We start from the raw sequence: 24,484 nt of genomic DNA on the forward strand, positions 1-24,484 counted from the left end.
GGTCGAACGAGTGGTCGACGGGCGTCAGCGCCCCGCCAGCTCGTATGTCGCCTCCTCCTCGACGGCCTCGTCGCGCCGGGGGCTGCGCACGGGCCACCACGCCCGCTCGCCGAGCAGCACCAGGATCGCCGGCAGCATCACCAGTCGGATGACCGTGGCGTCGATGAGGATGGCCGCGGCCAGGCCGACGCCCATCATCTTCATCTCCATCATGCTGAGGGTCGCGAAGATGGCGAAGACCGACACCATCACGGCTGCGGCGCTGGTGACGACGCCCGCGGTGTCGGTGATCCCGCGACGCACGGCCACCGGGGCCGGCACTCCCGCGCGCACGTGCTCTCGGATCCGGCTCACGACGAACACCTGGTAGTCCATCGACAGGCCGACGAGCACCACCATCACGAAGACGGGGACCCAGTCGATGACGAACCCCGGGCTGGTGAAGTCCAGCGCCCCGGCGAACCAGCCGTGCTGGAAGACCAGTGTGAGGACGCCGAACGCCACCCCGACCGAGACCAGGTTCAGCACGGTCGAGACCAGCGCGATCGCGACGCTGCGGAACGCCAGCCCCATGACGAGCAGGGTCAGCAGCAGCACCATGCCGATCACCAGGGGCAGCCGATCGCGCAGGAGGTCGACGAAGTCCAGCGACTCCGCAGCACCCCCACCCACGGCGTACTCCGCGTCCAGTCCTTCCAGCGCCGCCGGAGCCAGCTCTCCACGCAGCGAGCGGAGGGCCGCGTCGACCTTCGGGTCCGACTCCTCGTAGGGCATGGCCAGCTCGAGCACCGAGGTCGTGCCGTCGGCCGACACCTGGACCGGGTCCCGGCCGGACCCCACGAAGTCGCCGGACGCGATGGCCGCCTCGTTCACCTGCGCGAGCGACTCCGCGACGGTTGCCTGGTCGGAGACGGCTGCTCGGACCACGAGCTGCGCCGACGTGCCTTCGACGGGGAACTCCTGGGCGATCCGGTTGAAGGTCTGCACCTCCGGGATGGAGGCGGGCAGGGTCTCGAGGTTGGCCGTGTGCATCTTCATGCCCAGCGCGGGCCCGGCCAGCAGGATGACGGCCACGCCCGACACGACGAGGGCGGCGACCGGACGGCGTACGACGGGGGCGATCACGCGGCTGCTGATCCCGCCCCGTCCGATGCGCCGGTTGAGCCGCCACAGCAGCGGGACGCGCGGCCGGTCGACCCAACGGCCCAGCTTCACCAGCAGCGCGGGCAGCACGGTGATCGAGCCGAGGACGGCGATGGCCACCACCAGGATCCCGCCGGAGGCCAGCGAGTTGAACGTGGTGTCGCCCAGGACGAAGAGCCCGGCCATCGACGCGATGACCGCGCCACCCGAGACGAGGATCGAGTGACCCGAGGTCTCGGCCGCGATCTCCACAGCGTCCAGCGTCGTTCGTCCAGCAGCACGCTCCTCACGCTCTCGCTTGAGGTAGAAGAGCGAGTAGTCCACCCCGACGGCCATGCCGATCAGCACGATCATGCTGCTGACGGTCGGCTCGGAGTGGACGAGGTGCGAGAGCGGGGCGGTCAGGCCGATCGTGGCGGCGACGCTGGTGGCCGCCAGCAGCACCGGGATCCCCGCCGCGATCAGGGCGCCGAAGGCGAGCAGCATCAAGATCAGCGTGATCGGGAGACTGATGCGTTCGGCGGCGGACAGGTCGTCGGCCACCCGGTCGTTGATGCTCTCGTCGAGCGTGAGGTCACCCGCCTCGCGAACCTGCAGGCCCGGGTACTCCTCCTGGACCTGCGCGGTCACGTCGGTCAGCTGCGTCGTCTCCTCGTGGTCCTTGGCGAGCTGGACGGCGATCAGCATGGCCGACCGGTCGCCGTTCCACTGCGCCTCGGACACCTGGTCGACTCCCGCGACGGCGGCCAGGTCAGCGCGCAGGGCGATGCCGGCGGACGTCGCGTCCTTCTCGTCCAGGGCGGCGTCACCGGGCGAGGTGACCAGCACGTACTCGGTGGTGGGCGACTGTAGCCCGGCGGCCTCGATCATGGTGTCGGCACGGCCGGACTCGCCGAGGCGGTAGTCGGCGTCGGTGGTCTCGGCGACGGGGATCGCGACCGCCAGGCCGACGGCGACGACCACGAACGCGAGCCAGGCGAGGATCGCGCGCCAGGGATGCAGTGCGCTCCAGCGAGCGGCCCGGATGGGGACCGCGGTGAGGGGGTTGGACATGGCGTTCTCCTGAGGTCGAGGTCGGTACGCCGTCCAGCCTCGGGCGCGCACGGACGCCCGTCAGGGGCGCCAGGACCCGTTCACCGGTGGTGCCAGCACCACCGCGGGCGGCCCCGGACTCGGGGAGGATGGGTCCATGAGCGCCACCTGGACACCCCCGAGCCGGCTGCGGCTGACGGCGTACGCCGCCGCCCAGGTGCTGACCGGGCTCGGTGCCCTGGTGCTGCTCGTCCTGACGATCCTCGGCGGCTGCCTCGTCGTCATCGCCTGGGGGATCCCACTGCTCTTCGTCGCGATCCCGGCCACCCGGTGGCTCGCCAACAGGAACCGGGCCATCGCCGCGGACGTGCTGGGCAGCCCGATCCCTCCGCAGTACCGCCCCCGCCCGCCCGGTGGGCCGATCGCCCGCGTGGTGGCCTGGGCCTCCGACCCGATGACGTGGCGTGACCTCGTCTGGCTGCCCGTCGCGGGCACCGTGGGCCTGCTCGTGGGAGTGCTGTGCCTCGTGCTGCTCCTGCTGGTGGTCACCGGCCCGCTGTGGTGGTTCGGCATCCGGCCGATCATGCGGGCTCGGTGTGCCATGGACCGCTGGTTCCTCTCCTACGGCCACACCGAGTGGCTCGAGCAGCGGGTCCAGGTCCTCACCGAGACGCGTGCGGACGCCCTGGACCACTCGGCTGCCGAGCTGCGCCGCCTCGAGCGAGACCTGCACGACGGTGCCCAGGCCCGGCTGGTCGCCCTGTCGATGAGCCTGGGCTTGGCGGACGCGATGTTCGAGTCCGACCCGGAGCAGGCGCGGGCGATGGTCAGCGACGCCCGGGAGACCACCACCGCGGCCCTCGGCGAGCTCCGTTCGGTGGTCCGTGGAATCCACCCGCCCGTGCTCGCCGACCGCGGCCTGGGCAGCGCCGTCGAGGCACTCGCCCTGGACATGGCGGTGCCAGTGGAGGTGGCCTCCCAGCTGCCCGCGCGGCCGTCCCCACCCGTGGAGTCCGCCGTCTACTTCGCGGTGGCCGAGTGCCTCGCCAACATCGGGAAGCACTCCGGCGCCGAGCGTGCCTGGATCCGGCTCTCGCACGACAAGGGGATGCTGGCGGTGCTGGTCGGCGACGACGGCCGGGGCGGCGCCGACCTGGCGGCCGGCACCGGGTTGCGGGGGGTGATGAGGCGACTGTCGGCCTTTGACGGCACGATGGTCGTGTCGAGCCCGACCGGCGGGCCGACGCTGGTCCGGCTGGAGGTCCCGTGCGACTTGTCCTCGCCGAGGACCATGCCCTCCTCCGGGCCGGCCTGACCCAGCTGCTGGAGCTCAACGGCTTCACGATCCTGGCTGCGGTCGGCAACGCCGCCGAGCTCGACCAGGCCCTCCGCGACCCCGACGCCGAGGGCGCGGTGGTCGACGTGCGCCTTCCGCCATCGCACACCGACGAGGGACTGCGCGCCGCCGTCGCCGTGCGTGCCGCACGCCCGGGCTTCCCGGTCATGGTGCTCTCGCAGTACGTCGAGCATCTCTATGCCCGTGAGCTTCTCGCCAGTGGCGAGGGGGCGATCGGCTACCTGCTCAAGGATCGCGTCTCCGACGTGGCGGAGTTCGTCGACGGCGTACGCCGGGTGGCCGCGGGCGCCACCGTCCTGGACCCCGAGGTGGTCGCGACGATCATGGCCCGGCGGCAGGTCGAGCCGATCGACCGGCTGACCGCTCGCGAGCGCGAGGTGCTCGCGCTGATGGCCGAGGGCCGCAGCAACGCCGCGATCGCCGCCGGCCTCGTCGTGAGCGAGAAGGCCGTCGCCAAGCACATCAACAGCATCTTCGCCAAGCTCGACCTGCCGCCTGCGCCCGACGACCACCGCCGGGTGCGTGCGGTGCTGACCTGGCTCAAGGTCTGACTATCGCTCCCTGCTCTCACCGGCCGTCATGAGCACGGCGTCGGTGTGGACCCGGTTGCCGCGCACCGAGACGAGGTAGAACCGGTCCTGCTCCGTCTCGAACCACACCCGGCCCTCCACGCTGTGCTGGAACGTCAGTCCCAGTCGGGCCAGTCGGGCACGGCGGGCGGTCGGGCGGAGGAACGTGTGCACGAGGAAGCGCAGCCAGGCAGCGGCGGTCTCCACCGACTCGCCGTCGCGGATGACCAGGCAGCAGCCCTCGACGCAGGCCACCCACGGACTCCATCCGTGGGGGCGGCCGGGCCAGAGACGGCGTACCCGCGGTGCCGCCTCCGCCGCGCGGTTCCCGTCGTGACGGACCAGCGGCTCCCGACTGAAGCCGGCGACGAAGGCGACCTCGTCGGAGTTGAGCGGCGGGTGCACCTGCAGCCGGCCCACGGGCTCGAGCGGTCTGGTCATCGTGTCGTCTCCAGTCGTCGGTGTGCGTGGTGACACCCTTCCCAGCCTTCGGTCTCCCCGAATCCGCCGGACTGCCGACTGTGGATAACCTCGCCGGTCGCGCGCCGATCTGGTGCACCGTGTGGGCATGAGCAGCTACCGACCCCACATCAGGAACGAGTACGACCTCGAGCGGGCATGGCGCATCATCGCGCCGCCACAAGAGCCTCGACCGCACTCCCTCTGGATCATGCTGATCGGCGAGGGGCGCCGGGCCTTCACCCAGCTGACCCAGGTCGAGGATGCGTTCACGGTCCCGCCGCCGGAGAGCGGCCACGTCCTTCCCGACTTCGTGAGGGAGCTCGTCGACGCCGTCCCGGCCGCGGTCGAGCGCATCGCGTTCCTCCGCACCCGACCCGGCCACTTCGGGCCCACCAACGAGGACCTCGCCTGGGCCGAGTGCCTGTACGCCGTCGCCGGCGAGGTCGCCCTGCGCTGCGAGACGGTCTTCTTGGCGACCGACCTCGTCTTGGTGCCGATGCCGCCTGCCGAGCGATCCTCGCTGGTCTCGGCCTAGGTCCGCGGGCCACACTTGTCGGCGTGGACCCACGCGACCGGCAGCTCGAGGAGACGATCCTCGCCCTGCTCGCCCGGACGAGACCCGGCGGGACGATCTGTCCGTCGGACGCCGCTCGCGCCGCCGGGAGCGAGGCCGACTGGCGCGAGCTGATGGAGGCTGTTCGTCAGGCGGCCGCCCGCCTGGTCGATGCCGGGGAGGTCGAGGTCACCCAGGGCGGCCGCGTCGTCGACCTGGAGTCGGCGAAGGGACCGATCCGGATCCGTAGGGCCTGATGGCTCAGTAGGGCCAGCCCGCCGGCGCTGCCCGACGGTGACCGTGTGCGGCGCATGGGGACCACTTCCCGAGATGGAGGAGGCATGTCAGTCGTGACGCCCACGATGCCATGGAGGTCCCGGCTCACGCGGTGGGGGCGCTGCCGAACCACTTCTCGTAGACGGTGTCGTACCCGCCGTCGGCCCTCAGGTCCGCCAGCACGTCGTTGATGGTCCGGAGCAGCTCGACGCTGCCGTTCTTCTTGACGGCCATGCCGTACTGCTCGCCGGTGTCGAACTCCGCGGCCACGCCGAAGTCCGGGTTGGAGGAGACGGCGTCGCCCACGACGGTGTTGTCGTAGACCGCGGCGTCCACGTCGCCCTGCTCGAGGGCTGTGCCCATGGCCGCAGCGTCCGCGAACGGCACGATCTCGGCGTCACCGGGCGCATTGTCGGTGACGTAGAGCTCTCCCGTGGTGCCGCCCTGCACGCCGATCCTCCTGCCCTCGAGGTCTGACAGCGCGTGCACGCCCGACCCCTTCTCGACGACCAGGGCCTGCGAGGCGTTGAAGTAGGGACTGGAGAAGTCGACGACCCGGGCACGGTCGCCGGTGATCGTCATAGCCGAGATCGCGACGTCGCACTCACCCGAGTTGAGCGACTCCCCGGACTGGATGGCGTCGAAGTCGGTGTCGACGATCTTCGCCTCGACGTCGAGCCGCTGTGCGACCTGGCCGACCAGGTCGATGTCGAAGCCGACGGGCTTGCCGCCCTTCTCGAACTCGAAGGGCTCGTACGGCATGTCCGTGCACACGGTCAGTGAGCCGGCGGTCATGACGGCTGGAGCCAGGGCTGCCGCTGCGGTGCCGTCCTTCGCGCAGCCGGCGGCACCGAGCAGGAGGACCAGCGCGACAGCGCCGGCGTACGCATCGCGGGACGGCATGTCAGACCACCTTCGCTGAGAGCGACGAGGTGAGTCGCTGCAGGGCGTACTCGGTGACGCGCACGAGCGCCCGTTTGGCGGACTCGCGGTCCCGGGCGTCGATGCCGATGATCGGTACGTCGTCCGGCAGGGCCAGCGCGTAGGCCACCTCGTCGAGGGCGTGGCGCTCGGCGCCGTCGAACTGGTTGACGGCCACGATGAACGGCAGCCCCTTGGACTCGAAGTAGTCCAGCGGCGAGAAGGAGTCGTCGAGACGAGCGGTGTCGACGAGCACGATGGCGCCGATGGCGCCGAGGCACAGGTCATCCCACATGAACCAGAACCGGCGCTGGCCCGGCGTCCCGAAGAGGTAGAGCACGAGGTCGTCGGCGAGGGTCAGCCGGCCGAAGTCCATCGCCACGGTGGTGGTCGCCTTGGCGGGCACCGCCCCCAGGTCGTCGACGCCCACGGACTCGTCGGTCACCAGAGCCTCGGTGCGCAGCGGCACGATCTCCGACACCGAGCCGACCAGGGTCGTCTTGCCCACGCCGAAGCCGCCGGCGATGACGATCTTCGTCGACGCAGCGGCGCGCGTGGCGCTAGAAGGCGCGTAGTCCACGGAGAGTCCTCTCGATGAGCTCGATCCGCTCGTCCTTCGACGAGCTCTCGGTGATGGTGGCCTGGACCTGGACGAAACCCTGCTCGACCAGGTCGCTGAGCAGGACCCGCGCGACACCGATCGGCATCGCGACCAGGGCCGACACCTCGGCCACCGAGCGGGTGTCGCAGACCGTCAGGATCCGGAGGGCTCCCGGGCTGAGGTCCGCCTCGACGTCGCGCGGCTGGCGTCGCAGGGTCGCCTCCAGTGGGAGGTCCACGGTCGCACGGGTGCGTCCGGCCGTGATGGTGTACGGCCGGATGAAGCGGGCCGGCGACACGACCTGGTCGCCCGCCCTCTCATCAGGCGCCATGAGCACTCATGTCCGGCCTCATGTGGCCACCCGGGCTCGAGCCTGCACCATCTGGCCGACCCGCTCGACCAGCAGGGCCATCTCGTACCCGACCTGGCCGATGTCCGCGGCCTCGTGGGTCAGGACGGCGAGGTTGGAGCCGTCACCCACGCTCATCAGCATCAGGTAGCCGTGCTCCATCTCCACGACGGTCTGGAGTACGGCGCCCCCGTCGAAGAGTCGGGCGGCGCCCACGCCGAGGCTGGCGAGCCCGGAGGACACCGCCGCGACCCGCTCCGCGCGATCGAGCGGGATGCTGGCGCTGCCGGCCATCAGGAGGCCGTCGGCAGACACGAGGATCGCGTGCGCGACATCGGTCACCTCGTTCACGAACCGGGTCACCAACCAGTCGAGGTTGCGCTCGTCGGCCGGAGTCGAGGCGTCCTGGCTGTGGAGGTCGGTCATGCGGGGCCTGCTTCCGTCTGCTCGGGGTCGGGAGCGGTGGCAGCGGCCAGCCGGCCTCGTGAGACGCCTGCCGCGTGGGCCGTGAGACGCGCCCGGACGGCCTCCGGGTCGCGAGCGGTGGTGCCGGCTGGCCTGGTGACGCCGCCCGGCACGAGCTGGCTGCCGGGACGGCGTACGGGAAGACCGCCAGGGGTGAGCGCCGACTCGGTCGACGCCTCGGCCACCACGTCTGCGCGCTCCCAGCCGGCTTCGACCTCGGAGGACGACCACGTCTGGTCGCTGCCGCCGGCGCTGAGCCAGGCCGAGCGCATGGACCGGAAGATCGGGGTGTCGACCTCCGTGACCGGAGCGGCTACGGGGGCCTCGACCACCGCGAGGGCCGCGACGACCGGGGCGCTGGGTGCGGTGGCAGCGCTGGGTGCCGTGCTAGCGCTGACGGGCGTGGGCGTGGGCGTCGGTGTCGGCGCCGGTGCGGGTGCGGGGGCAGGGGCAGGCTCCGCGGGACGCTCCAGGGTCGCGCCGCGCTGGCGCCGCGGCAGGCCCGTGACGCCGTTGATCCTGGCCTCGATCGAGTCGAGCTCGGGCTGCGAGACCGGGGCCGCCACAACGGGGGCGGGCTCCTGCTTCTCAGGCACCGGTGGGCTGACCTGGCGCACCGCCGCCGCCTGCAGGCGAGGAGCAGCTCCCTGGGCAAGGTCAGGGAGGATGGCCGCGGGCAGGAACACCGTGGCCGTCGTACCGCTGCCGGGATTGCCGCGCAGCGACACGTCGACGCCGTACCGCTGGGCGAGCCGGCTGACCACGAGCAGGCCCATCCGCCGCGCGGTCTCGGGGGTGACGTCGCCACCGGAGTGCAGGGTCTCGTTGATCTGCGCGAGGTAGTCGGCAGGGATGCCGAGGCCCGAGTCGACGATCTCGACCGTGACGCCTCCGGCCGCCGTGGTGGAGGCCAGCGTCACCGAGGACGACGGCGGCGAGTACGACAGGGCGTTGTCCACGAGCTCGGTGAGCAGGTGTACGACGTCGGCCGCGGCCTCGTCGTCGATGCGCAGGCTGCTCGTCGCACCGATTCGCACGCGTTGGTAGTCCTGCACGCCGGAGGTGGCTGCCTGCAATGCGTCCCCGACGGTGAGGCGCTCCTCGCCGCTGCTGAGCGTGGGGGCGTCGGCGAGGATCAGCAGGCTGTCCGCCGTACGCCGCATGCGAGCAGCCAGGTGGTCGAGGCGGAAGAGGCTCTCGAGCCTCGTGGGGTCCTCCTCGTCCTTCTCCAGCGCCTCGATGAGGCCGAGCTGCTGGTTGATGAGCGAGGTGTTGCGGCGCGACAGGGTCACGAACATCTCGCCGACCTGGGCACGCAGCCGGGCCTCCCCGGATGCCAGCAGCACGGCCTGGCGATGCATGTCGTCGACGGCGCGGGCGAGCTGGCCGATCTCCTCGTGCGTCGTGACGTCGATCGCGACGATCTCGCCCGGGTCCTCACCGGCACGGATGCGGGCGACGGCCTCAGGGAGACGCTCGTGGGCCACGGCGAGCGCGCCCTCACGCACCCGGCGGATCGGCTTGAGCAGCAGACGGGAGACCAGGAGCGCCAAAAGGATCGCGGCGAGCAGCGCGCCGATCGTGATCGCTGCGTTGATCTCGGCGCTGCGGCGTGCGCTGCTCGCCGCGTCGGCCAGCTGCGTGTCGATGCCGCCCAGCAGCGAGGAGACGAGCCCGTCGTACTCCGCATAGGCCTGCTTGCCGCCGAGGTCGGACCCACCGGTGCGGATCGTGCGGAACCGCTGGGCGTTCTCGGTGCGCAGCGTCGAGATGCCGGACTCGGAGTCGCCCAGGGCGCTGGCCAGGCGGTCGATCGCGGAGCCCTCGACACCGAGCTCGGCGAAAAGCTCGAGCGAGCCGGTCCGGCCGGTCCGCTCAGTGGCGACCAGCGCCTGCTGCATCGCCAGGGAGAAGCGCCCGGCCAGAGTCTGCGACAGCAGCTCGAGTCGCGGCTCGGGGTCGATCTGGGCATTCACGATGGTGGTGATCAGCTGGGTCACGCCGGACTGCAGCTGCCGCAGCTGCGCGATCCACGTGCCCGGGCTGAGCGTCTGCGTGTCCTCGCGCAGAGCGCGACTCAGGTCGAGCACGACGTCGACCTGGTAGCGCTGCTCCTTCGTCAGGTCGGCTGAGTCCCGCGCGTCGGAGATGCCGACAGCGGCGTTCTGCAGGTCGATCAGCGCACCGCCGAGGTCGGCCTCGCTGGTCTCGGTCGCGGTCTGCGCGGCGACCATGGCCCGCTCCGCCGCGGTGAGGTAGTCGACGGCAGGACGCAGCACGGTGACCTGGGAGGCACTGGCGGACGAGTTCGCCGACTCCTGGAGGTCGCTGTTGACCCGCAGCCCGCCGAGGGTGGCGGCGAGCAGGAGGGGTACGGCGAGGGCCAGCGCCACCTTGCGGCGCAGCGGCCACGCGGAAACGGCGAAAGGCGACGACTGCCCGTGGCGTGAGGGGCGCTCTCTGCTCATCGTTCCCCAGATGACTCGAGTCAGGCGCCGCCACCGGGCGACGGGCCCCAAGGCGGGGTCGACCCAAGATAGGTTTGGCGACAGTCGCCACGCCGGGGAACCGCGATTTTGGTCCGTCCGGTCATCCGCACTAGTCCGAACGGGTCATGGCCAGACCACCCGTCCCCCAATTTCTGGACGCGCCCGAGCCCACGGCGCCCTAGCCTCCGAAGATGAGACCCCTGCTTGCCGTGCCATGCGCCATGCTGACCGCGAGCACGGTGCTGGTGGCCTGGCCGTCGTACGCCATCTCGTCCCCGCCTGGCTCGTCCCCGCCCGACTCGTCCCCGGCATCCGACCTGGCGTCCGACCTGCCGCGGGACATCCACGGCACGGTCACCATCCACGTCAGCGCCGTCAGCCCCGATGGCAGCGACGACCGGACGTTCCGCCTCACCTTCCTCGGCGGGATCGACTCCCCCGGCACCCTCACCGCGCCTGTCGACGTGGCCACCTTGGGCTTCAGCACGACCTACCCGAGCACCGATCCCGAGACCGGCGAGGAAGACGTGTGCCGTCAGCAGACCTTCGTCGGCTTCAGGGCGGGCGAGACGTCACCCGCCGGGCGCGGCTGGATCGACGTCTCGGTCCCGAGGATCGACCAGGGCACGGGCAGGGCCGACGCCTTCCTCTCCGTCGTGCCAGGAGAGCCGTACGGCGAGGTCGGCACCGGCCCCTGCGGCGAACCGGACGAGCACACCGACGTCGTCCCCCTCGTCGGCGCCGAGCAGCACATCGAGGCGGCCAGCCTGCTCGGCCACGGCATCGGCCACCAGACCCAGCAGGACACCGCTTCCCCGGGCGGCATCGTGCTCACGTACGTCGACGGCGCCTGGCGCTCGAAGGGCTCGCGCTCCTCGACCTCGACCGACTACGGCACCCGCACGGTCACCGTGTCGTGGGACATCTGGTCGAGCGAGCCCAGCACCACCTGCACCGTCCCCTCGAGGAGGATGGTGCGCGGCAAGACCGTGACCACGGCCCGCAAGGCGCTCAGGAGGTACGGCTTCACCAAGAGCCGGGTGACTCGCATCCCCGCGTCATCAGTGCCGTCGGGTCGGGTGCACGGCCTGAGGTCGGGACCGGAGCGCATGTGGAGGTGCGGGAGCAAGGTCACGATCTACGTGGCACGGTGACCGAGCCGGCGCCGCTGGCTTCTGCCACCGCGCACGCGTGCTGAGCGCCACCAGCAGGACGGCGGCGCCCGGGTAGAGTCTCACCACAGACTCCCCTGGCGACGGCGCCAGGACGCGCACCCATGGTGCGCGCACCGCCCACTCTTCGTCACGCCGACGGCCTCGGTCCTGCACGCACTGACCCGCCGTTCGACGGTCCACGAACGGAGCACGCCCGTTGAGCACCGCCCTGTCCCGACCGGAGACCCACGTCGAACCGACGGTGATGAACGCACTGCGATCCCCGAGGTTGCTGCGAACCGAGGTCCTGGCCGGACTCGTCGTGGCGCTCGCGCTGATCCCGGAGGCGATCTCGTTCTCCATCATCGCCGGGGTCGACCCGCGCATCGGTCTCTTCGCCTCGTTCACCATGGCGGTCTCGATCTCGTTCCTCGGCGGCCGACCGGCCATGATCTCGGCGGCCACCGGTGCCGTCGCACTGGTCATTGCCCCGGTGATGCAGGATCACGGCTACCAGTACCTGGTCGCGACCGTCATCCTCGGCGGCGTCATCCAGGTCTGCCTTGCGGTGGTCGGAGTCGCGAAGCTGATGCGGTTCATCCCGCGCTCGGTGATGGTCGGGTTCGTGAACGCCCTGGCGATCTTGATCTTCGAGGCCCAGATCGACCACCTGGTCGACGTGCCGTGGCTGGTCTACCCGATGGTCGCTGTCGGCATCGCCGTCATCGTCGGGTTCCCGCGCATCAGCAGGGTCATCCCGGCGCCGCTGGTCGCGATCGTCGCCCTGACCGGGTTCACGGTCCTGGGTGCCGTCAACGTGCCCAACGTCGGTGACGAGGGCGAGCTGCCCAGCAGCCTGCCCTCTCTGCTCCTCCCCGACGTGCCGTTCAACCTCGACACCCTGCAGATCATCGCGCCGTACGCCCTCGCCATGGCGTTGGTCGGGATCCTCGAGTCGCTCCTGACCGCGAAGCTGGTCGACGACATCACCGACACCCACTCCGACAAGACCCGCGAGGCCTGGGGGCAGGGCACCGCCAACATCATCACGGGGTTCTTCGGCGGCATGGGCGGCTGCGCCATGATCGGGCAGACGATGATCAACGTGAAGGTCTCCGGTGCGCGAACCCGGGTGTCCACGTTCCTTGCCGGAGTCTTCCTGCTCATCCTCGTCGTCGGCTTCGGCGACGTCGTGGCGCTCATCCCGATGGCCGCGCTGGTCGCGGTCATGATCATGGTCTCGGTCGGCACGTTCGACTGGCACTCCATCCACCCCGCCACGCTGCGTCGGATGCCGAAGTCCGAGACGGTTGTCATGGTCGCCACGGTCGTCGTGACCGTGGCGACCCACAACCTCGCCATCGGCGTCATCGTCGGCGTACTGGTCGCGATGACCCTCTTCGCCCGCCGGGTCGCGCACCTGACCGAGACGCACCGCGACATCACCGAGGCCGCCAACGGGGACCCGACCGCTGTGTACCGGGTGACGGGTGAGCTGTTCTTCGCCTCCAGCAACGATCTCTACACCCAGTTCGACTACGTCGGCGATCCGGATCTAGTCGTCATCGACCTCACCGACGCCCACATCTGGGACGCCTCCACCGTCGCCTCGCTCGACGCCATCACGACCAAGTACGCACGCAAGGGCAGGCACGTCGAGATCATCGGCCTCGACCGGGCCAGCGCAGACCGGCACGCGCGCCTCACCGGACAGCTGTCCTCCCACTGAGCGAAGCGTCTCCGGCTCCAGGTCGGCGATGCCGCCGGGTTGACGGGCTCGGCTAGGTTGCGAGGATGCTTCCCGGCCTCGACGACCAGGCGACCGCGCACGCCGAGCAGCGGCTGCTCTACGAGCAGGAGATCTGGATCACGACGGTGCGGCCTGACGGACGACCGCAGGCATCCCCGGTCGGCTTTCTCTGGGACGGCGCCAGCTTCCTCATCCTGAGCCAGCCTGAGAGCCAGAAGGTCCGCAACCTGCGCGGCAACCCCCACGTCGCGCTGCACCTCGAGATCGACAGGCAGGCCGAGCGTGATGGCGGCGTCGTCACGCTCGAAGGAGTCGCCGAGCTCGACCCCGAACCGATCGGCGAACGCGACCGCCGTGTACACGGAGAAGTACGAGCAGTCGCTGCGCTCGGCGGAGCTGACGCCCGATGACCTGTTCGCCGAGTACTCAGCGGTGATCCGGGTGACTCCCACGCGAGTCCGCACCTACTAGACACATCCGGCAGGGCTCCTGGCCGACCTGCTCAGCGACGGCGACGAAACGTCCGGACACTGACCCAGCAGCCGAGACCGCACACGATCACGCCTGATCCAACAGCGACGGGAGTGACCCAGGGCTGCTGCGGAGTGCTGGCATCCGCCAGCAGTGGAGCGGCACCGAGCGCGACGGCCACGATCATCATCGCCAGCACTGTCACGTAGCCGAGCACCACGCTGCCGGCCAGGCCGACGATCAGGACCAGCGTCCGTCCCAGGGTTCGCAGGGCTTCTCGAGCTGGTCGTCGGATTGCTCAGCGAGATCCTCATGCCCTGGCATTCTCCTCGTGTGTCGGGTGGATGAGGCCACGCTCCTCCCTTGCCTGCCTGCGCGCATGCGCCGCAGTACTCACCTGGGGGCTGCGCTTCATGTGATCAGGGCAGGCCGGGTGCCGCCACGGTGACGGGCCGGAGGCCGGCCGCGTCCCGGCCCGGCGTCATCCCGAACTCCCTGCGGTACTCCCGGGTGAACTGAGACAGGTTGTCGTAGCCGACGGAGTACGCCGCCCCGGTGGCGTTCTCAGCGCCGCTGGCGAGAAGCAGCCGGGCCTGCTGCAGGCGGATCCGCTTCTGGAACTGGATGGGGCTCATCGTCGTCACGGCCCGGAACTGCCGGTGGTACGCCGACGTGCTCAGGCCCGCCTGATCGGCGAGCTCCTCCACGCGGAACGGCTCGGCGTAGTGCGTGCGGATCCACCGAATGGTGCGGCCGACGTGGGTCAGGCTGCTGTCGGCGAGGCCGATCTGGCGCACGATCGCACCCTGCGGGCTAGCCAGGAGCCGCCACATGATCTCCCGTTCGACCAGTGGCTGCAGGACGCGCGCGTCTGCCGGCTCGTCGAGGAGCCGTACCCGCCGAAGCACCGCGTCGAGCAGCCCGGCAGGGGCGCGGGCGACGCCGATCCCCGGCCGGGCGGCGCCCGCACCTGCGGGGGCCGTCTGATCCAGCAGCAGCGACGCCACGATCTCGGGTCGGAGGTCCAGGCCGACGCCGAGGAAGGGTGCCTCCTCGCTCGCCTCGGCGAAGAAGCCCGTCACGGGCAGGTCGACCGTCACGACGACGTACTCGCCCGCGCCGTAGTCGAAGACCTGCTCCCCCACGGCCAGGCGCTTGACCCCCTGGGCGACGAGCGCCAGGACGGGCTCCGCGATCGAGGAGGTGGGCGCCGTCGGGGCGCGAACGACGCTGAACGCCAGCCCCGCGCCACCGTCGCCACCCTCGCTCCCGCGCGAAGCATGCCGCAGGATCAGCGTCCGCAGCTCCGCCAGCCGGGTCCCGATGTCCACGGTCCGAAGGTACCCAGCCTCAGTACCGGACGTCGCTCTGCAGGAGCGGGGGGTAGACCTCCGACGGTTCTCCGTCGACCGTCGCCCCGGCGAACTGGAGCATCGCCCGCAGAGCGCCGTGCATCGGGGCCGGGTAGTCGAGCGTGGGCAGTGACACCGAGTCGAGGCGCGCGACCTGCTCCTCCTCAAGCGCGACGTCGAGGCCCGCGAGGTTGCCCTCGAGGTGGTCGAGCCGACGCGCCCCGACGATGGGCACGACTGTGCCCGGCCGCCCGCGGAGCCACGCGAGCGAGACCGCCGCTGCGGTGGACCCGAGCTCGTCGGCGACCTCGCCCACGACATCGATGACGGCGTACTCCTCCTCCGTGGGTCCGCCCACGAAGGCGGTACGTGCGGAGTCGGCGACCTGGGCGCCGCGCTGGTACTTGCCGGAGAGGAAGCCGTTCTTCAGCGGGCTCCAGGGCGTCAGCGCCAGCCCCTGGTCGAGCGCGAGCGGGGCGATCTCGCCCTCGACGGTGCGCGCCAGCAGGGAGTACTCCACCTGCAGCGCGACCAGCGGCGTCCAGCCACGCAGGCTCGCCATCGTCTGGGCCTGGGCGGTCACCCAGGCGGGAACGTTGGAGAAGCCGAGGTATCGGACCTTGCCGGACCGGACGAGGTCGTCGAGCGCCTGCATCGTCTCCTCGATCGGCGTGTGCCGGTCCCAGTTGTGGAGCCAGTAGAGGTCCACGTGGTCGGTCTGCAGCCGACGCAGGCTCTCCTCGAGCTGGGCAACGATCGAACGGCGCCCGGCACCACCACCGTTGGGGTCGCCCGGGTGCATGTTGCCGAAGAACTTCGAGGCCAGCACCACCCGGTCGCGCAGCCCGGGGCGAGCGGCGAAGTAGTCGCCGAGGATCCGCTCGGAGTGGCCGTTGGTGTAGAAGTTCGCGGTGTCGACGAAGTTGCCGCCGAGCTCCAGGTAGCGCGCCAGGATCCGCTGGGACTCCTCGACACTGCAGCCGGCGCCGCCGGGGTCCTCGCCGAACGTCATGGCGCCGAGGGCGAATGGGCTCACCCGCAGTCCGGAACGGCCCAGGGTCACGTAGTGGTCGAGCGGCATGGGAACGCCTTCCGAAGGTTCTGGTCCGATGGGTCGGACCGACTTCCTCCAGCCAACATCCGGTGCGCCTGCACGACGTAGACACATCCGCGCTCTGACTTGCACATTCCTCTCGCGCAGGGGAGGCAACCGGGCCGAAGGGGTCCGGAAATCTCCGGAAGCCGCTGCGAATGGCTTAGTGCGCGAAATGCGGAAGGCACGCGGCTGTGAATCTCTGTCGCCGTCGACTTCGCAGCTCTTCGGATACTTCCGCGAAATTCCACCGGCCTGGCTATTCCTCTGGACGACCCGCTTTCAGCGCTTTCCTGTCGGGGCCAAGTTCAGCTATTGCCAGGAGCCTGCTTCGGTCTGCTGTCGAATTCCGCACGAGCCGCGTCGATGGCGGCCATATTGGCGAGACTCCACTGAACGACGGGTCGCGTGGCATCGAGCAGCGTCCTGCCCATCGGGGTGAGCTCGTAGGTGACGTTGGGCGGCATGACGGCGTAGACGGTCCGGGTGAGGACCCCGTCTCGTTCCAGACCACGCAGGGTGACCGTCAGCATCCGCTGGCTGATGCCCTCGATGGAGCGCTTGAGCTCCGTGAACCGCTTCGGGCCGGCGCCGAGAGTGTCGACGACACCGAGTGACCACTTGTTGGCGACCAGATCCAAGACCTCGCGCGCTCGGCACCCGGGGCCCCCATCGGAATCGAGACGAGGTGTCGGGAGAGCAGCAGGGGCCGCGTCGGACATGGTCTACCTCCGTGGTTACCTCCGAGGAACCGAGGCATTGAAAAGTGCCTGATTGACCTCGCTCCTGAATGCTCCCAAGATGCTTGTGAACGATAGCAACGCTGGCGCCGGCGCCCGAAGAAGGGCTTGACCGGCTCGAGATCGGGACGTCACGCACTTTATCCGAGACGCAAAACCGCCTCCGCCTGCCCAAGACAAGCCAGTTCGTCCAACGCCTCAGAAAGTAGCCCTCTTTGTCCTCGATCGCCTTGACCGCATCCCAGGATCATCCGTTCAAAGCCTGCACGAGACCCACGGCCGCGGAGGGCCTCGGGGCGCGGTCGGACAGACCAGAGCTCAGATGCAGCGCTGTGCTCGCTCTTCGCGTCGAAGCGGTGAGCTACGCGTGAGGTTCGAGCTCGGTGCCTACAGCTTCGGCGTTGCGGGACGCGACTCCGAGGGCACGATGGTCACCAGTGCGCAGGCGGTGCGGAACGTCCTCGAGCAGATACGCGTCGCCGAGCAAGTGGGTCTCGACTTCTTCGGGGTCGGGGAGCACCACCACGAGCAGGTGCCGGTGTCCGCTCCCCTGTCGGTCATCAACGCCGCGGCTGCGATGACGTCGACCATCGTGCTGTCGACCGCGGTCAGTGTGCTCTCAACCGACGACCCGATCCGGCTGTACCAGCAGGCAGCCACCGCTGCCATCGTCAGCGGCGACCGGGTCGAGATCATTGCCGGCCGCGGCTCCTCCACAGAGTCCTTCCCGCTGTTCGGTCACAACCTCGACGACTACGACCGCCTCTACGCCGACAAGCTCGGTCTGCTCCTGGCGATCAACTCCCAGGAACGGGTCAGCTGGGAAAGCCCGTTCCGGCCACCCCTGGAGGAGGCCTTGGTGGTCCCTCGCCCGGAGAAGCCGCTCAAGGTCTGGCTCGGCACCGGCGGGAACCCAGGTTCGACGGTGCGGGCCGGCACTGCAGGCCTGCCCGTCTCCTACGGCGCGTTGAGCGGCACGCCCGAGCACTGGGGCCAGCTGGGGACGATGTATCGCCAGAGCGCCGCTCAGGCAGGTGTCGACCCGCAACGCATGGAGATCTCCCTCGCCAGCCACGGGTTCGTCGGCCGTGAGGGCCGCGCGACCAAGCAGCGCTTCCAGCAGCACGAGATGGCGTCGTTCGCGCTCGCGGGCCGGTCCCTCCCGTCCAGGTGGGAGTCGGTCGAAGCGAACTACTCCCCCGGCGGAATGGTCTTCGCCGGCGACCCTGTCGAGATCGCCGAGCGGATTATCGACCTCCACCAGCATCTCGGTCATCAACGTCAGTTCCTGCAGATGGACATCGGAGGCATGCCACACCGAGACGTCCTCGCCTCGATCGAGCTGCTCGGCACAGAAGTCGCGCCACGCGTACGCGCTGAGCTCGGCGTCAGTGACGACCTATGACGCGCATGGCCGCGTCGTGAGTGACACCTCGGCTGGCCTTGTGGTTCGCGACTACCGACAGGCGCTGGGCCAGTATCCGACCGGGGTCATCGTCATCACGACGCGCGGCTCCACCGGGTCCCGGATCGGGGTCACGGCGAACTCGTTCACGTCCGTCTCACTGGATCCGCCGTTGATCTCCTGGAGCCCTTCGAGGACCGCCTCGGATCTCCCCCAGCTGACCCGCGCACCCTACTTCGCGGTGAACGTGCTCGCAGCCGAGCAGCGCCATCTCGCGCGCCGATTCGCCCTGTCTGCCACGCAGGTGCGGGACAAGTTCGAGGACGTAGCCGTGACCGACGGCATCGGCGGGCTGCCCTTGATCGAGGGCGCGGTGGCGCGGTTCGAGTGCCGCACCGTCCGTCACATCGAGGCAGGTGACCACCTCATCATCCTCGGCGAGGTGCGACGGTACGACGTGAGCGGCGGTACGCCGCTGGTCTTCCACTCCGGTGACTACCACGTCGTGACGTCACACCCCGGCCCGTGACCGCCGGGCCTCGCCGCGAGGAGGACCGCGGCGTACTCCAGCGACGCCGCGCCGCGGTCGCCTCGGCAGGTGGGCGATCTCGCGCTCCGGGTCAGTCCCACGTCATGGTGATGGCGCGCTCGAAGCTCACATAGCCGGCCCGGCTGAAGGCGGCCGCCATGGGTGTGTTGTCGACGTCTGTCGCGGCGCGGATGCGGGGCACGTCGTGGGCCGCCAGGATGCGGGTGCCTTCTGCGAGGATGCCGTCGACGTAGCCGCGGCCGCGGTGCTCGGGCAGGACGCCGAGGTAGGCGATCACGGCGTGGTAGGCGTTGCGAGCGGGTACGACGAACCCGACCGGGTCGCCGCCTTCGCCCAAGGTCGCCACGCGCCACCACTCCCGTGGACTGGTGTATCGGGCCAACTCCTCGTCGTGGTGCCGTCTCGCTGCCAGCGCCGGCGTACCGTCACGCAGGTCGGCGCGGCTTCGAACGTCGAGGGTGCCGGCCAGGGCACGCGCCATGAGATCGAGCAGCTCGTCACCCTCCACATCACGGAACGCCAGGCGCGCATCGCCCGCGGGCACCGGCGTCTCCGGCCGCCACTCAAGACGCAGCCGCTCGTTCGACGACGTAGCGCCGGCGCGCTCGACGATGCCCTTGAGCGACTCCACCATCGCCCGCTCCGAGGGGTCGTCGCGCCATCCGGCGGAGAGGTACCTGCCGTACTCCGGAGTCGGCGACGCCGGGTCCAGGACGGACGCCGCGGCGGCGAGGAGCAGCGCCTCTGCGACCGCGGCCGCGTCCTCGACACCGGGGTCGAAGTCGAGGACGTCGAGCAGCAGCGGGCTGGACTCGTCCGGACGGCCCCACCAAGCGACCCTGGCCACGAGCCGGCCGCCTCGCAGGGCTACCCACATCCAGTCCGGGCGGCGTCGCCCGGCGTCGAGGTCGTCGGGGAGCTCGTGGTTGAGGGTGTAGGGAAGCTGGTTGAACAGCTCCACCTCGTCCACCCCGGTCAGGGAACGCAGCACGAGGTCGTCGCGGTCGGTCGTGCCCAGCGCCCGCAACGCGGGTGTCGCCAGGCCCGGTGGGCCGTACATGTCAGTCATGCGGTTTGCCTCGGTTCCTCGCGGTGTCGCGGTCAGCCGATCCTAGAGATGACGGCCTGAGCGCCGGCGACAGCCTGGTGGCTCGTGTCGCCTGTGCGGAAGGACCCGCGGGCGTAGATGGTCGTGGGCGCGGTGACCTCGATGATCTGGCTGCCGTTGGTCTGCCCGGCGTTGTCGGCGGCGGGGTTGTCGGGCAGGTCTGCGGTGAAGAGCGTGCCGGGGATGTTGGTGGCTGATCCGCCGTCGGGGCCCCGGTAGAGGGTGACTACGCCGTAGTTCTCGGGGTGGGCGGGGTTCAGGCTGTAGAACTGCGCCGTCACGTCGACGAGGTACCGCCCGGCCGTGAGGTCGAAGGTCAGCAGGTCGACCTCGGAGTCACTACCTCCGTCGAGCTGGTCGCCCGGCAGCGGCACGACCCAGTACCCGCTGTTCTGACTGGCGCCCGGAGTGGTGGCATCAGTGATGGCCAGCGACACGTCGTTGACCCCCGGCGTGCCGTTCGTGCCGGCGGCGCCGGTCTCGCCCTTGTCCCCCTTGTCGCCCTTGTCGCCCTTCGGGCCTACGGCGCCCTGCACGCCCTGCTCGCCCTTGTCGCCCTTCGGGCCCACGGCGCCCTCCTCACCCTCGGCGATGGCCACGCGCAAGCCCGGCTTCAACTTGTGCATGCCGACGCTCTGCGGAGCGATGTTGCGACCGGTGATGGTCTGCTTCGCGATCTGATCGCCCGTGACGAGCTTGCCGGCGACGGCGCCGGTGGCGCTACCTGCGACGAAGAGTCCGGCAGCGGCAACCACGGACAGAGTGACCTTGGTCGAACGGTTCATTGGGTTCCTAGGATGGGCGAGGTGAACGACGTGGCGACGCTAGTTCTTCCGGACGCGCTCCGCCGGGGAATCGGACGAGAAGGACCTCGTTCAGGTGCCCATCGACCAGTGGCCTAAAAGAGATCACAGGCCGAGCATCACCGGCGGGTCCGGGACGTCACCGGCGATCAGCGCCGCCAGCGGTGTGGCGAGGTCACGGGGTGAGAACAGGTCGGCTCCGCCGTACTCGGCGATGTCGTCGTGCCGCCACCATCGCATCCCGCTGATGTGCTCGGCGGCGAGGTCGTCATCGGACAGCGCACCACGAGGATCGAAGCGCGTGGTGCGGATGAGGAAGTAGTCGTTGACCACCCCGTCGTACCCGTCCGCATGGTCGGGTACGGCGACCTCCTGGTGCCAGACGTGAGGCACGTGGGCGTCGACGTCGACGACAAGCCCCGTCTCCTCGTGCAGCTCTCGGCGCAGTGCCGCCAGCGGCAGCTCACCGGGCTCGATGCCGCCGCCGGGGGCCGCCCATACGCCCGGAGCGCCCGTCGGCACAGCCGGATGCGGAAAGCTGAAGCGGCACAACAGGACACGGTCATCGTCGGCCAGGATGATCGCCCGGACGGCACGTCTCAGCCTCGCCGTGACAGGCGTCTCGCTCATGGACAGATCCTCAGGGGACCAGCGGCCGGGCCGCAAGCCGGTCGCGCTCACTCGGGTCGGGCGTTCCGCTGCGGTCACCGATCGCGGCATGGGCGGACGAGTCCGATCCTCCCCGCGATATAGCGTGAAGTCATGTACACCCCAACGTTCAACCGCGCCGACGATCAAGCGGAACTGCGGACGTTCGTTGCCCGGGCGCGCGCGGGCTGGTTGGTGACGAATGGCAAGGACGCTGCGCCTTCCGCCACCTATCTCCCCGTGCTGTGGCGAGACGACCGAGTGATCGCGCACTTCGCGAAGGCCAACTCCCACTGGCGTGAGATCTCACCCGATACACCTGCACTCGTCATCATCACCGGCCCAGAGGCTTACGTGTCACCGTCCTGGTACGCAGCGAAGGCCGAGCACGGCAAGGTCGTACCGACGTGGAACTACAGTGCCGTCCACCTGGCCGGTCTGGCGCGAGTGCATGAGGACACAGAGTGGCTTCGCATGGCCGTGGAGGAACTGACCAATGAGCATGAGCAGAGCCGCGAGGAACGCTGGGACGTCACCGACGCGCCGAGCTCCTACATCGACGGACAGTTGCGAGGAATCGTCGGTGTCGAGTTGACGGTGACGCGCGTGGAGGGAAAGGCGAAACTCAGCCAGAACCGTTCGCGAGCCGACCGCGAGGGTGTCGTCGCGGGGCTACGTGAGAGTGGCCGCGCGGAAGAACAGGGGGTCGCGGAGCAGATGGCGTCGAGGCTCGAGGAAGGCTGAGGCCCCCACACGCTCATCGGCGGATCCGGATGCGCTGATGTCGACAACCCTGTCAGGTGAGGCACCGGCCCGAGACGTCAGACGACAGAGAATTGATCTGAAAACGACAGGTGATCGGACACGTGATCAGACAGGTGATCAGACAGGTGATCAGACACCGCGTGATCAGTTGAGTCACTCTGACTAGAACTTCAGCGTCGAACTGAGGCCCCGAGGGGCGATCCCTCGGGACCTCAGTCATCCGGATATGCCGAGGCGCGGGCACACGTCGCCGTAGCGCCTCTCCGCCCACCAACGGCGCTGCGCCCGTTCGTGTCGTCCACTAGGCACGGGTTGGCTGACCAGTACACGTTCTACAAATTCGCCTCCCTTGTCGCTCATGGCAGTGCAGGTGGAACGGTCGGCACCCGACGGTCACTCAATGCCGACGTCGTTACGCACCGAACAGGCCCCGCTCTCGCGCTCGCTCCCATCGCGCTGTGGGGAGGGGTCCGCGGACACCGAAGCCTCCTGTCAGCGGTCGAGGCTCGCAAGCCCGACCTACCCGCATCCGAGTTGGAAGACGCGCTCCTAGCCATAGACGGCGTGTGGCCCGACTACTACGCAGCACTGAGCGACCTCGATGCCGAACTATGGCCAGACACGCCAACACAGCCGCCCACAGCCGTATTCGCCTATACCCAGACCGGCAAGGAGCGGTGGTACCTCCACCTGCCACAGGCCGGGGTACTCATCGAATCGAAGCCGACCGACCCAGCCTGAACGACGCACAAGCGGAGGCTTGCCGACGACTCGTTGCAGACGCACCCAGCCACCCAGCCTTCACGCCTACCCAACGTTGGGTGACGGCCACCTTCTGGGAAACAGCGATCACACCCAAGCACGACGGTCGAGTGCTTCCTGACACCCGTTGCTCACGACGCACCCTGACGGCTGGGAACTCCGCCCCTACGAGGAAAGTGAGTAGCGGGCCGAGCGGCTCATCCGACCTGTCGTCCGATACGTCATCCGACTGTCGTCCGACACCCGAGAGACCCGTTCTCTCGGGCCGAACTGCGTTCAGCCAGTCCCTACTTCTCCTCTGAGCGCCTGACCGATTGCGGACCTACACTCGCTTTTGTGGGGGATGACATGACGACACCGACGGGCTGGGACCAGAGCGAAGATCCAACGCTTGACTCGCCCGCACTTGGTGCTATCTCACTCGTCATCGCCGTGCTGAGCGCCTTGTGTGCTCTCACGTACTTCTTCAGCGTCCTGTCTTACTTGGGTGCAGCGATGCTTTGCCCTTGGGCCTTCTCTCGCGCGGTGTGCCTCGGAGCCGAGGGCTCGGCACCGGCGCCGTTGTGCTAGCCGCCACGGCTTGCGTTGTCGCGACCGCCGTTCTGGTCACTGTGGATGGCTGGGGCTCGCCTCATCCGATGTGTCGTCCGATACGTCACCCGACTGTCGGCCGACAGAGAACGTAGAAGGGCCCGAGGCGTCGCGCCCCGGGCCCTTCTAGGTGTCATTCGCTTCTGAGAGTCGTGCGACTCACTCGCGAGCTCACATCCGCTGTCGATTCTCATCCGATTGTCACTCGGATTCTCACCGGTGACGCAACGGACGCGAGGCGACTGTGAGTGAGGTGTGATTGCGCCGAAAGTCGCGTCTCAAGGATGTCGCCGCGGACGGCGAGACGCACGCACATGCCGATGAGAGTGTGTCCAGAACTCGGCGGGTGCGTCCGCGTGCTGGGTTGTCCTCGGCGGTGTCAGGCGCGGTCTGGCGTTCGGCCAGCCAGCCAAGCAAACGTTCCCGCTGCTACAGCGGCGACCGTCGCGAGGGTGAGGCCGAGTTGCTCGATCTCGACGCGGCCGATGTTGGTCAGTACAAGCAGCACGGCCGGGCAGCACACGGCAGCGACACCCGCGGCCAGCAGTCGGGCGGTCGGGCGGTTGTAGCGGGTCGTCTCGCGACGGATCACGAACATCAGTACGGCGCCTGCGACGAACCCGGTAATAGTCCCCAACGTCAGGCCCAACAGCCCGCCGAGGACCGCCGCCCCGTCGGAGTTTCCGACGAGTGGACCGATGCCTTCGGTGGGCGTTGCCAGCCAGCCGGAGACCGCCCCCGATCACCGTTCCAACCAAGACCCCCGTTGCAGGACCGGCGAGGAGCCACCACGCATCTGGCCCAGTGCCCCGGTTGTCATTCATGCTCCGAACCCTAGCCTTGCGCAACGACGAGTGACGCAAACGCCGTCGGGACGTCAGACGCTCAAGAAATCGTTTGGATCTGCCGCAGTGCGCGACCTGACGAAACGCACTCATCTGCCGCTGATGGTGCGCGGATCATGTCTAGGAGGCCACCTCCTCTTCGTCGAAAGGCCCCGGAACCAAATGGTTCCGGGGCCTTTCGTTGCCTCAGGGCCGGGACTCACTCGCGCGAATCCGGGACTCAGTCATGC

General features: G+C 69.4%; 24 protein-coding genes. 10 read left to right on the plus strand and 14 right to left on the minus strand.

Features of this window, described 5'->3' with window-relative positions; translation table 11 throughout:
* Positions 1–24: 24 nt before the first annotated feature.
* Entirely contained in the window at positions 25–2,196 is a 2,172-nt protein-coding gene (locus ACP7BP_RS02360) for an MMPL family transporter (protein WP_426242116.1), read from the minus strand.
* A 136-nt stretch (positions 2,197–2,332) separates the two neighbouring features.
* On the opposite strand from ACP7BP_RS02360, the gene ACP7BP_RS02365 reads away from it, so the two are divergent.
* Both ACP7BP_RS02365 and ACP7BP_RS02370 read left to right on the plus strand, forming a co-directional pair.
* Positions 2,333–3,490, plus strand: coding sequence for a sensor domain-containing protein (locus ACP7BP_RS02365; protein WP_426242118.1), 1,158 nt, complete (start codon positions 2,333–2,335; stop codon positions 3,488–3,490).
* Positions 3,442–4,083 carry a LuxR C-terminal-related transcriptional regulator gene (locus ACP7BP_RS02370; RefSeq protein WP_426242119.1) on the plus strand — a complete coding sequence of 214 codons (642 nt, stop codon included), beginning with the start codon at positions 3,442–3,444 and terminating at the stop codon, positions 4,081–4,083. Before ACP7BP_RS02365 ends, ACP7BP_RS02370 begins: the two co-directional genes overlap by 49 nt.
* Here ACP7BP_RS02370 and ACP7BP_RS02375 read toward each other — a convergent pair whose 3' ends face one another.
* A complete protein-coding gene (locus ACP7BP_RS02375) occupies positions 4,084–4,542 on the minus strand; it encodes a hypothetical protein (RefSeq protein WP_426242121.1) in 459 nt (152 codons plus the stop codon).
* 127 nt (positions 4,543–4,669) lie between these two features.
* Between ACP7BP_RS02375 and ACP7BP_RS02380 the strand changes: the two genes are divergently transcribed.
* Both ACP7BP_RS02380 and ACP7BP_RS02385 read left to right on the plus strand, forming a co-directional pair.
* Positions 4,670–5,098 (plus strand): hypothetical protein, encoded by a 429-nt coding sequence (locus ACP7BP_RS02380; RefSeq protein WP_426242123.1) that lies wholly within the window; start codon positions 4,670–4,672, stop codon positions 5,096–5,098.
* Positions 5,099–5,121: 23 nt separating this feature from the next.
* Positions 5,122–5,373, plus strand: a complete 252-nt coding sequence (locus tag ACP7BP_RS02385) for a DUF3253 domain-containing protein (RefSeq protein WP_426242125.1) — start codon at positions 5,122–5,124, stop codon at positions 5,371–5,373.
* Positions 5,374–5,497: 124 nt separating this feature from the next.
* On the opposite strand, the gene ACP7BP_RS02390 is transcribed toward ACP7BP_RS02385, so the two are convergent.
* Genes ACP7BP_RS02390 through ACP7BP_RS02410 form a run of 5 tightly spaced genes read right to left on the minus strand, consistent with a single transcriptional unit; the run spans position 5,498 to position 10,196 of the window.
* Complete coding sequence (locus ACP7BP_RS02390; protein WP_426242126.1) at positions 5,498–6,295, minus strand: ABC transporter substrate-binding protein; 798 nt, start codon at positions 6,293–6,295, stop codon at positions 5,498–5,500.
* 1 nt (position 6,296) lies between these two features.
* Positions 6,297–6,893 (minus strand): GTP-binding protein, encoded by a 597-nt coding sequence (locus ACP7BP_RS02395; RefSeq protein WP_426242128.1) that lies wholly within the window; start codon positions 6,891–6,893, stop codon positions 6,297–6,299.
* Positions 6,874–7,245, minus strand: coding sequence for a DUF742 domain-containing protein (locus tag ACP7BP_RS02400; protein ID WP_426242130.1), 372 nt, complete (start codon positions 7,243–7,245; stop codon positions 6,874–6,876). Before ACP7BP_RS02400 ends, ACP7BP_RS02395 begins: the two co-directional genes overlap by 20 nt.
* An 18-nt stretch (positions 7,246–7,263) precedes the next feature.
* Positions 7,264–7,689: a roadblock/LC7 domain-containing protein gene (locus ACP7BP_RS02405; protein WP_426242132.1), complete on the minus strand. Its 426-nt coding sequence runs from the start codon at positions 7,687–7,689 to the stop codon at positions 7,264–7,266.
* A complete protein-coding gene (locus ACP7BP_RS02410; RefSeq protein WP_426242134.1) occupies positions 7,686–10,196 on the minus strand; it encodes a sensor histidine kinase in 2,511 nt (836 codons plus the stop codon). The genes ACP7BP_RS02405 and ACP7BP_RS02410 overlap by 4 nt, the downstream gene beginning before the upstream one ends.
* Positions 10,197–10,408: 212 nt before the next feature.
* Here ACP7BP_RS02410 and ACP7BP_RS02415 point away from each other — a divergent pair, with 212 nt between their 5' ends.
* The 3 genes from ACP7BP_RS02415 (at position 10,409) to ACP7BP_RS02425 (ending at position 13,531) form a co-directional block, all read left to right on the plus strand.
* Positions 10,409–11,371: a hypothetical protein gene (locus ACP7BP_RS02415; protein ID WP_426242135.1), complete on the plus strand. Its 963-nt coding sequence runs from the start codon at positions 10,409–10,411 to the stop codon at positions 11,369–11,371.
* 289 nt (positions 11,372–11,660) lie between these two features.
* Positions 11,661–13,100: a SulP family inorganic anion transporter gene (locus tag ACP7BP_RS02420; RefSeq protein WP_426242137.1), complete on the plus strand. Its 1,440-nt coding sequence runs from the start codon at positions 11,661–11,663 to the stop codon at positions 13,098–13,100.
* A 65-nt stretch (positions 13,101–13,165) separates the two neighbouring features.
* The gene (locus tag ACP7BP_RS02425; RefSeq protein ID WP_426242139.1) at positions 13,166–13,531 is read left to right on the plus strand and encodes a pyridoxamine 5'-phosphate oxidase family protein; all 366 of its coding nucleotides are present in this window, start codon (positions 13,166–13,168) and stop codon (positions 13,529–13,531) included.
* 480 nt (positions 13,532–14,011) lie between these two features.
* On the opposite strand, the gene ACP7BP_RS02430 is transcribed toward ACP7BP_RS02425, so the two are convergent.
* From ACP7BP_RS02430 to ACP7BP_RS02440, 3 genes are all read right to left on the minus strand, one after another.
* The gene (locus ACP7BP_RS02430; protein WP_426242141.1) at positions 14,012–14,923 is read right to left on the minus strand and encodes an AraC family transcriptional regulator; all 912 of its coding nucleotides are present in this window, start codon (positions 14,921–14,923) and stop codon (positions 14,012–14,014) included.
* Between the two features lie 19 nt (positions 14,924–14,942).
* Positions 14,943–16,025, minus strand: coding sequence for an aldo/keto reductase (locus ACP7BP_RS02435; protein ID WP_426242143.1), 1,083 nt, complete (start codon positions 16,023–16,025; stop codon positions 14,943–14,945).
* Positions 16,026–16,345: 320 nt separating this feature from the next.
* Positions 16,346–16,678, minus strand: coding sequence for a winged helix-turn-helix transcriptional regulator (locus tag ACP7BP_RS02440; RefSeq protein WP_426242145.1), 333 nt, complete (start codon positions 16,676–16,678; stop codon positions 16,346–16,348).
* Positions 16,679–17,144: 466 nt separating this feature from the next.
* Between ACP7BP_RS02440 and ACP7BP_RS02445 the strand changes: the two genes are divergently transcribed.
* Together ACP7BP_RS02445 and ACP7BP_RS02450 are read left to right on the plus strand one after the other, a co-directional pair.
* Positions 17,145–18,182, plus strand: a complete 1,038-nt coding sequence (locus ACP7BP_RS02445) for an LLM class flavin-dependent oxidoreductase (protein ID WP_426242147.1) — start codon at positions 17,145–17,147, stop codon at positions 18,180–18,182.
* A gap of 16 nt (positions 18,183–18,198) precedes the next feature.
* Positions 18,199–18,711: a flavin reductase family protein gene (locus ACP7BP_RS02450; protein ID WP_426242149.1), complete on the plus strand. Its 513-nt coding sequence runs from the start codon at positions 18,199–18,201 to the stop codon at positions 18,709–18,711.
* Between the two features lie 91 nt (positions 18,712–18,802).
* Here the strand turns inward: ACP7BP_RS02450 and ACP7BP_RS02455 are convergent, their stop codons facing one another.
* The 3 genes from ACP7BP_RS02455 to ACP7BP_RS02465 all read right to left on the minus strand — a co-directional run bounded on the left by ACP7BP_RS02455 (position 18,803) and on the right by ACP7BP_RS02465 (position 21,273).
* Positions 18,803–19,801, minus strand: coding sequence for a GNAT family N-acetyltransferase (locus tag ACP7BP_RS02455; RefSeq protein ID WP_426242150.1), 999 nt, complete (start codon positions 19,799–19,801; stop codon positions 18,803–18,805).
* Between the two features lie 32 nt (positions 19,802–19,833).
* Positions 19,834–20,625, minus strand: a complete 792-nt coding sequence (locus ACP7BP_RS02460; protein WP_426242152.1) for a hypothetical protein — start codon at positions 20,623–20,625, stop codon at positions 19,834–19,836.
* A gap of 123 nt (positions 20,626–20,748) precedes the next feature.
* Positions 20,749–21,273 carry an NUDIX hydrolase gene (locus tag ACP7BP_RS02465; protein WP_426242154.1) on the minus strand — a complete coding sequence of 175 codons (525 nt, stop codon included), beginning with the start codon at positions 21,271–21,273 and terminating at the stop codon, positions 20,749–20,751.
* Positions 21,274–21,405: 132 nt separating this feature from the next.
* On the opposite strand from ACP7BP_RS02465, the gene ACP7BP_RS02470 reads away from it, so the two are divergent.
* Positions 21,406–22,035 (plus strand): FMN-binding negative transcriptional regulator, encoded by a 630-nt coding sequence (locus tag ACP7BP_RS02470; RefSeq protein WP_426242155.1) that lies wholly within the window; start codon positions 21,406–21,408, stop codon positions 22,033–22,035.
* A 1,753-nt stretch (positions 22,036–23,788) separates the two neighbouring features.
* Here ACP7BP_RS02470 and ACP7BP_RS02475 read toward each other — a convergent pair.
* The gene (locus ACP7BP_RS02475) at positions 23,789–24,007 is read right to left on the minus strand and encodes a hypothetical protein (protein WP_426242156.1); all 219 of its coding nucleotides are present in this window, start codon (positions 24,005–24,007) and stop codon (positions 23,789–23,791) included.
* Between the last annotated feature and the right edge of the window lie 477 nt (positions 24,008–24,484).

This window comes from Nocardioides sp. LHG3406-4 (assembly GCF_049897745.1).
Classification (GTDB): domain Bacteria; phylum Actinomycetota; class Actinomycetes; order Propionibacteriales; family Nocardioidaceae; genus Nocardioides.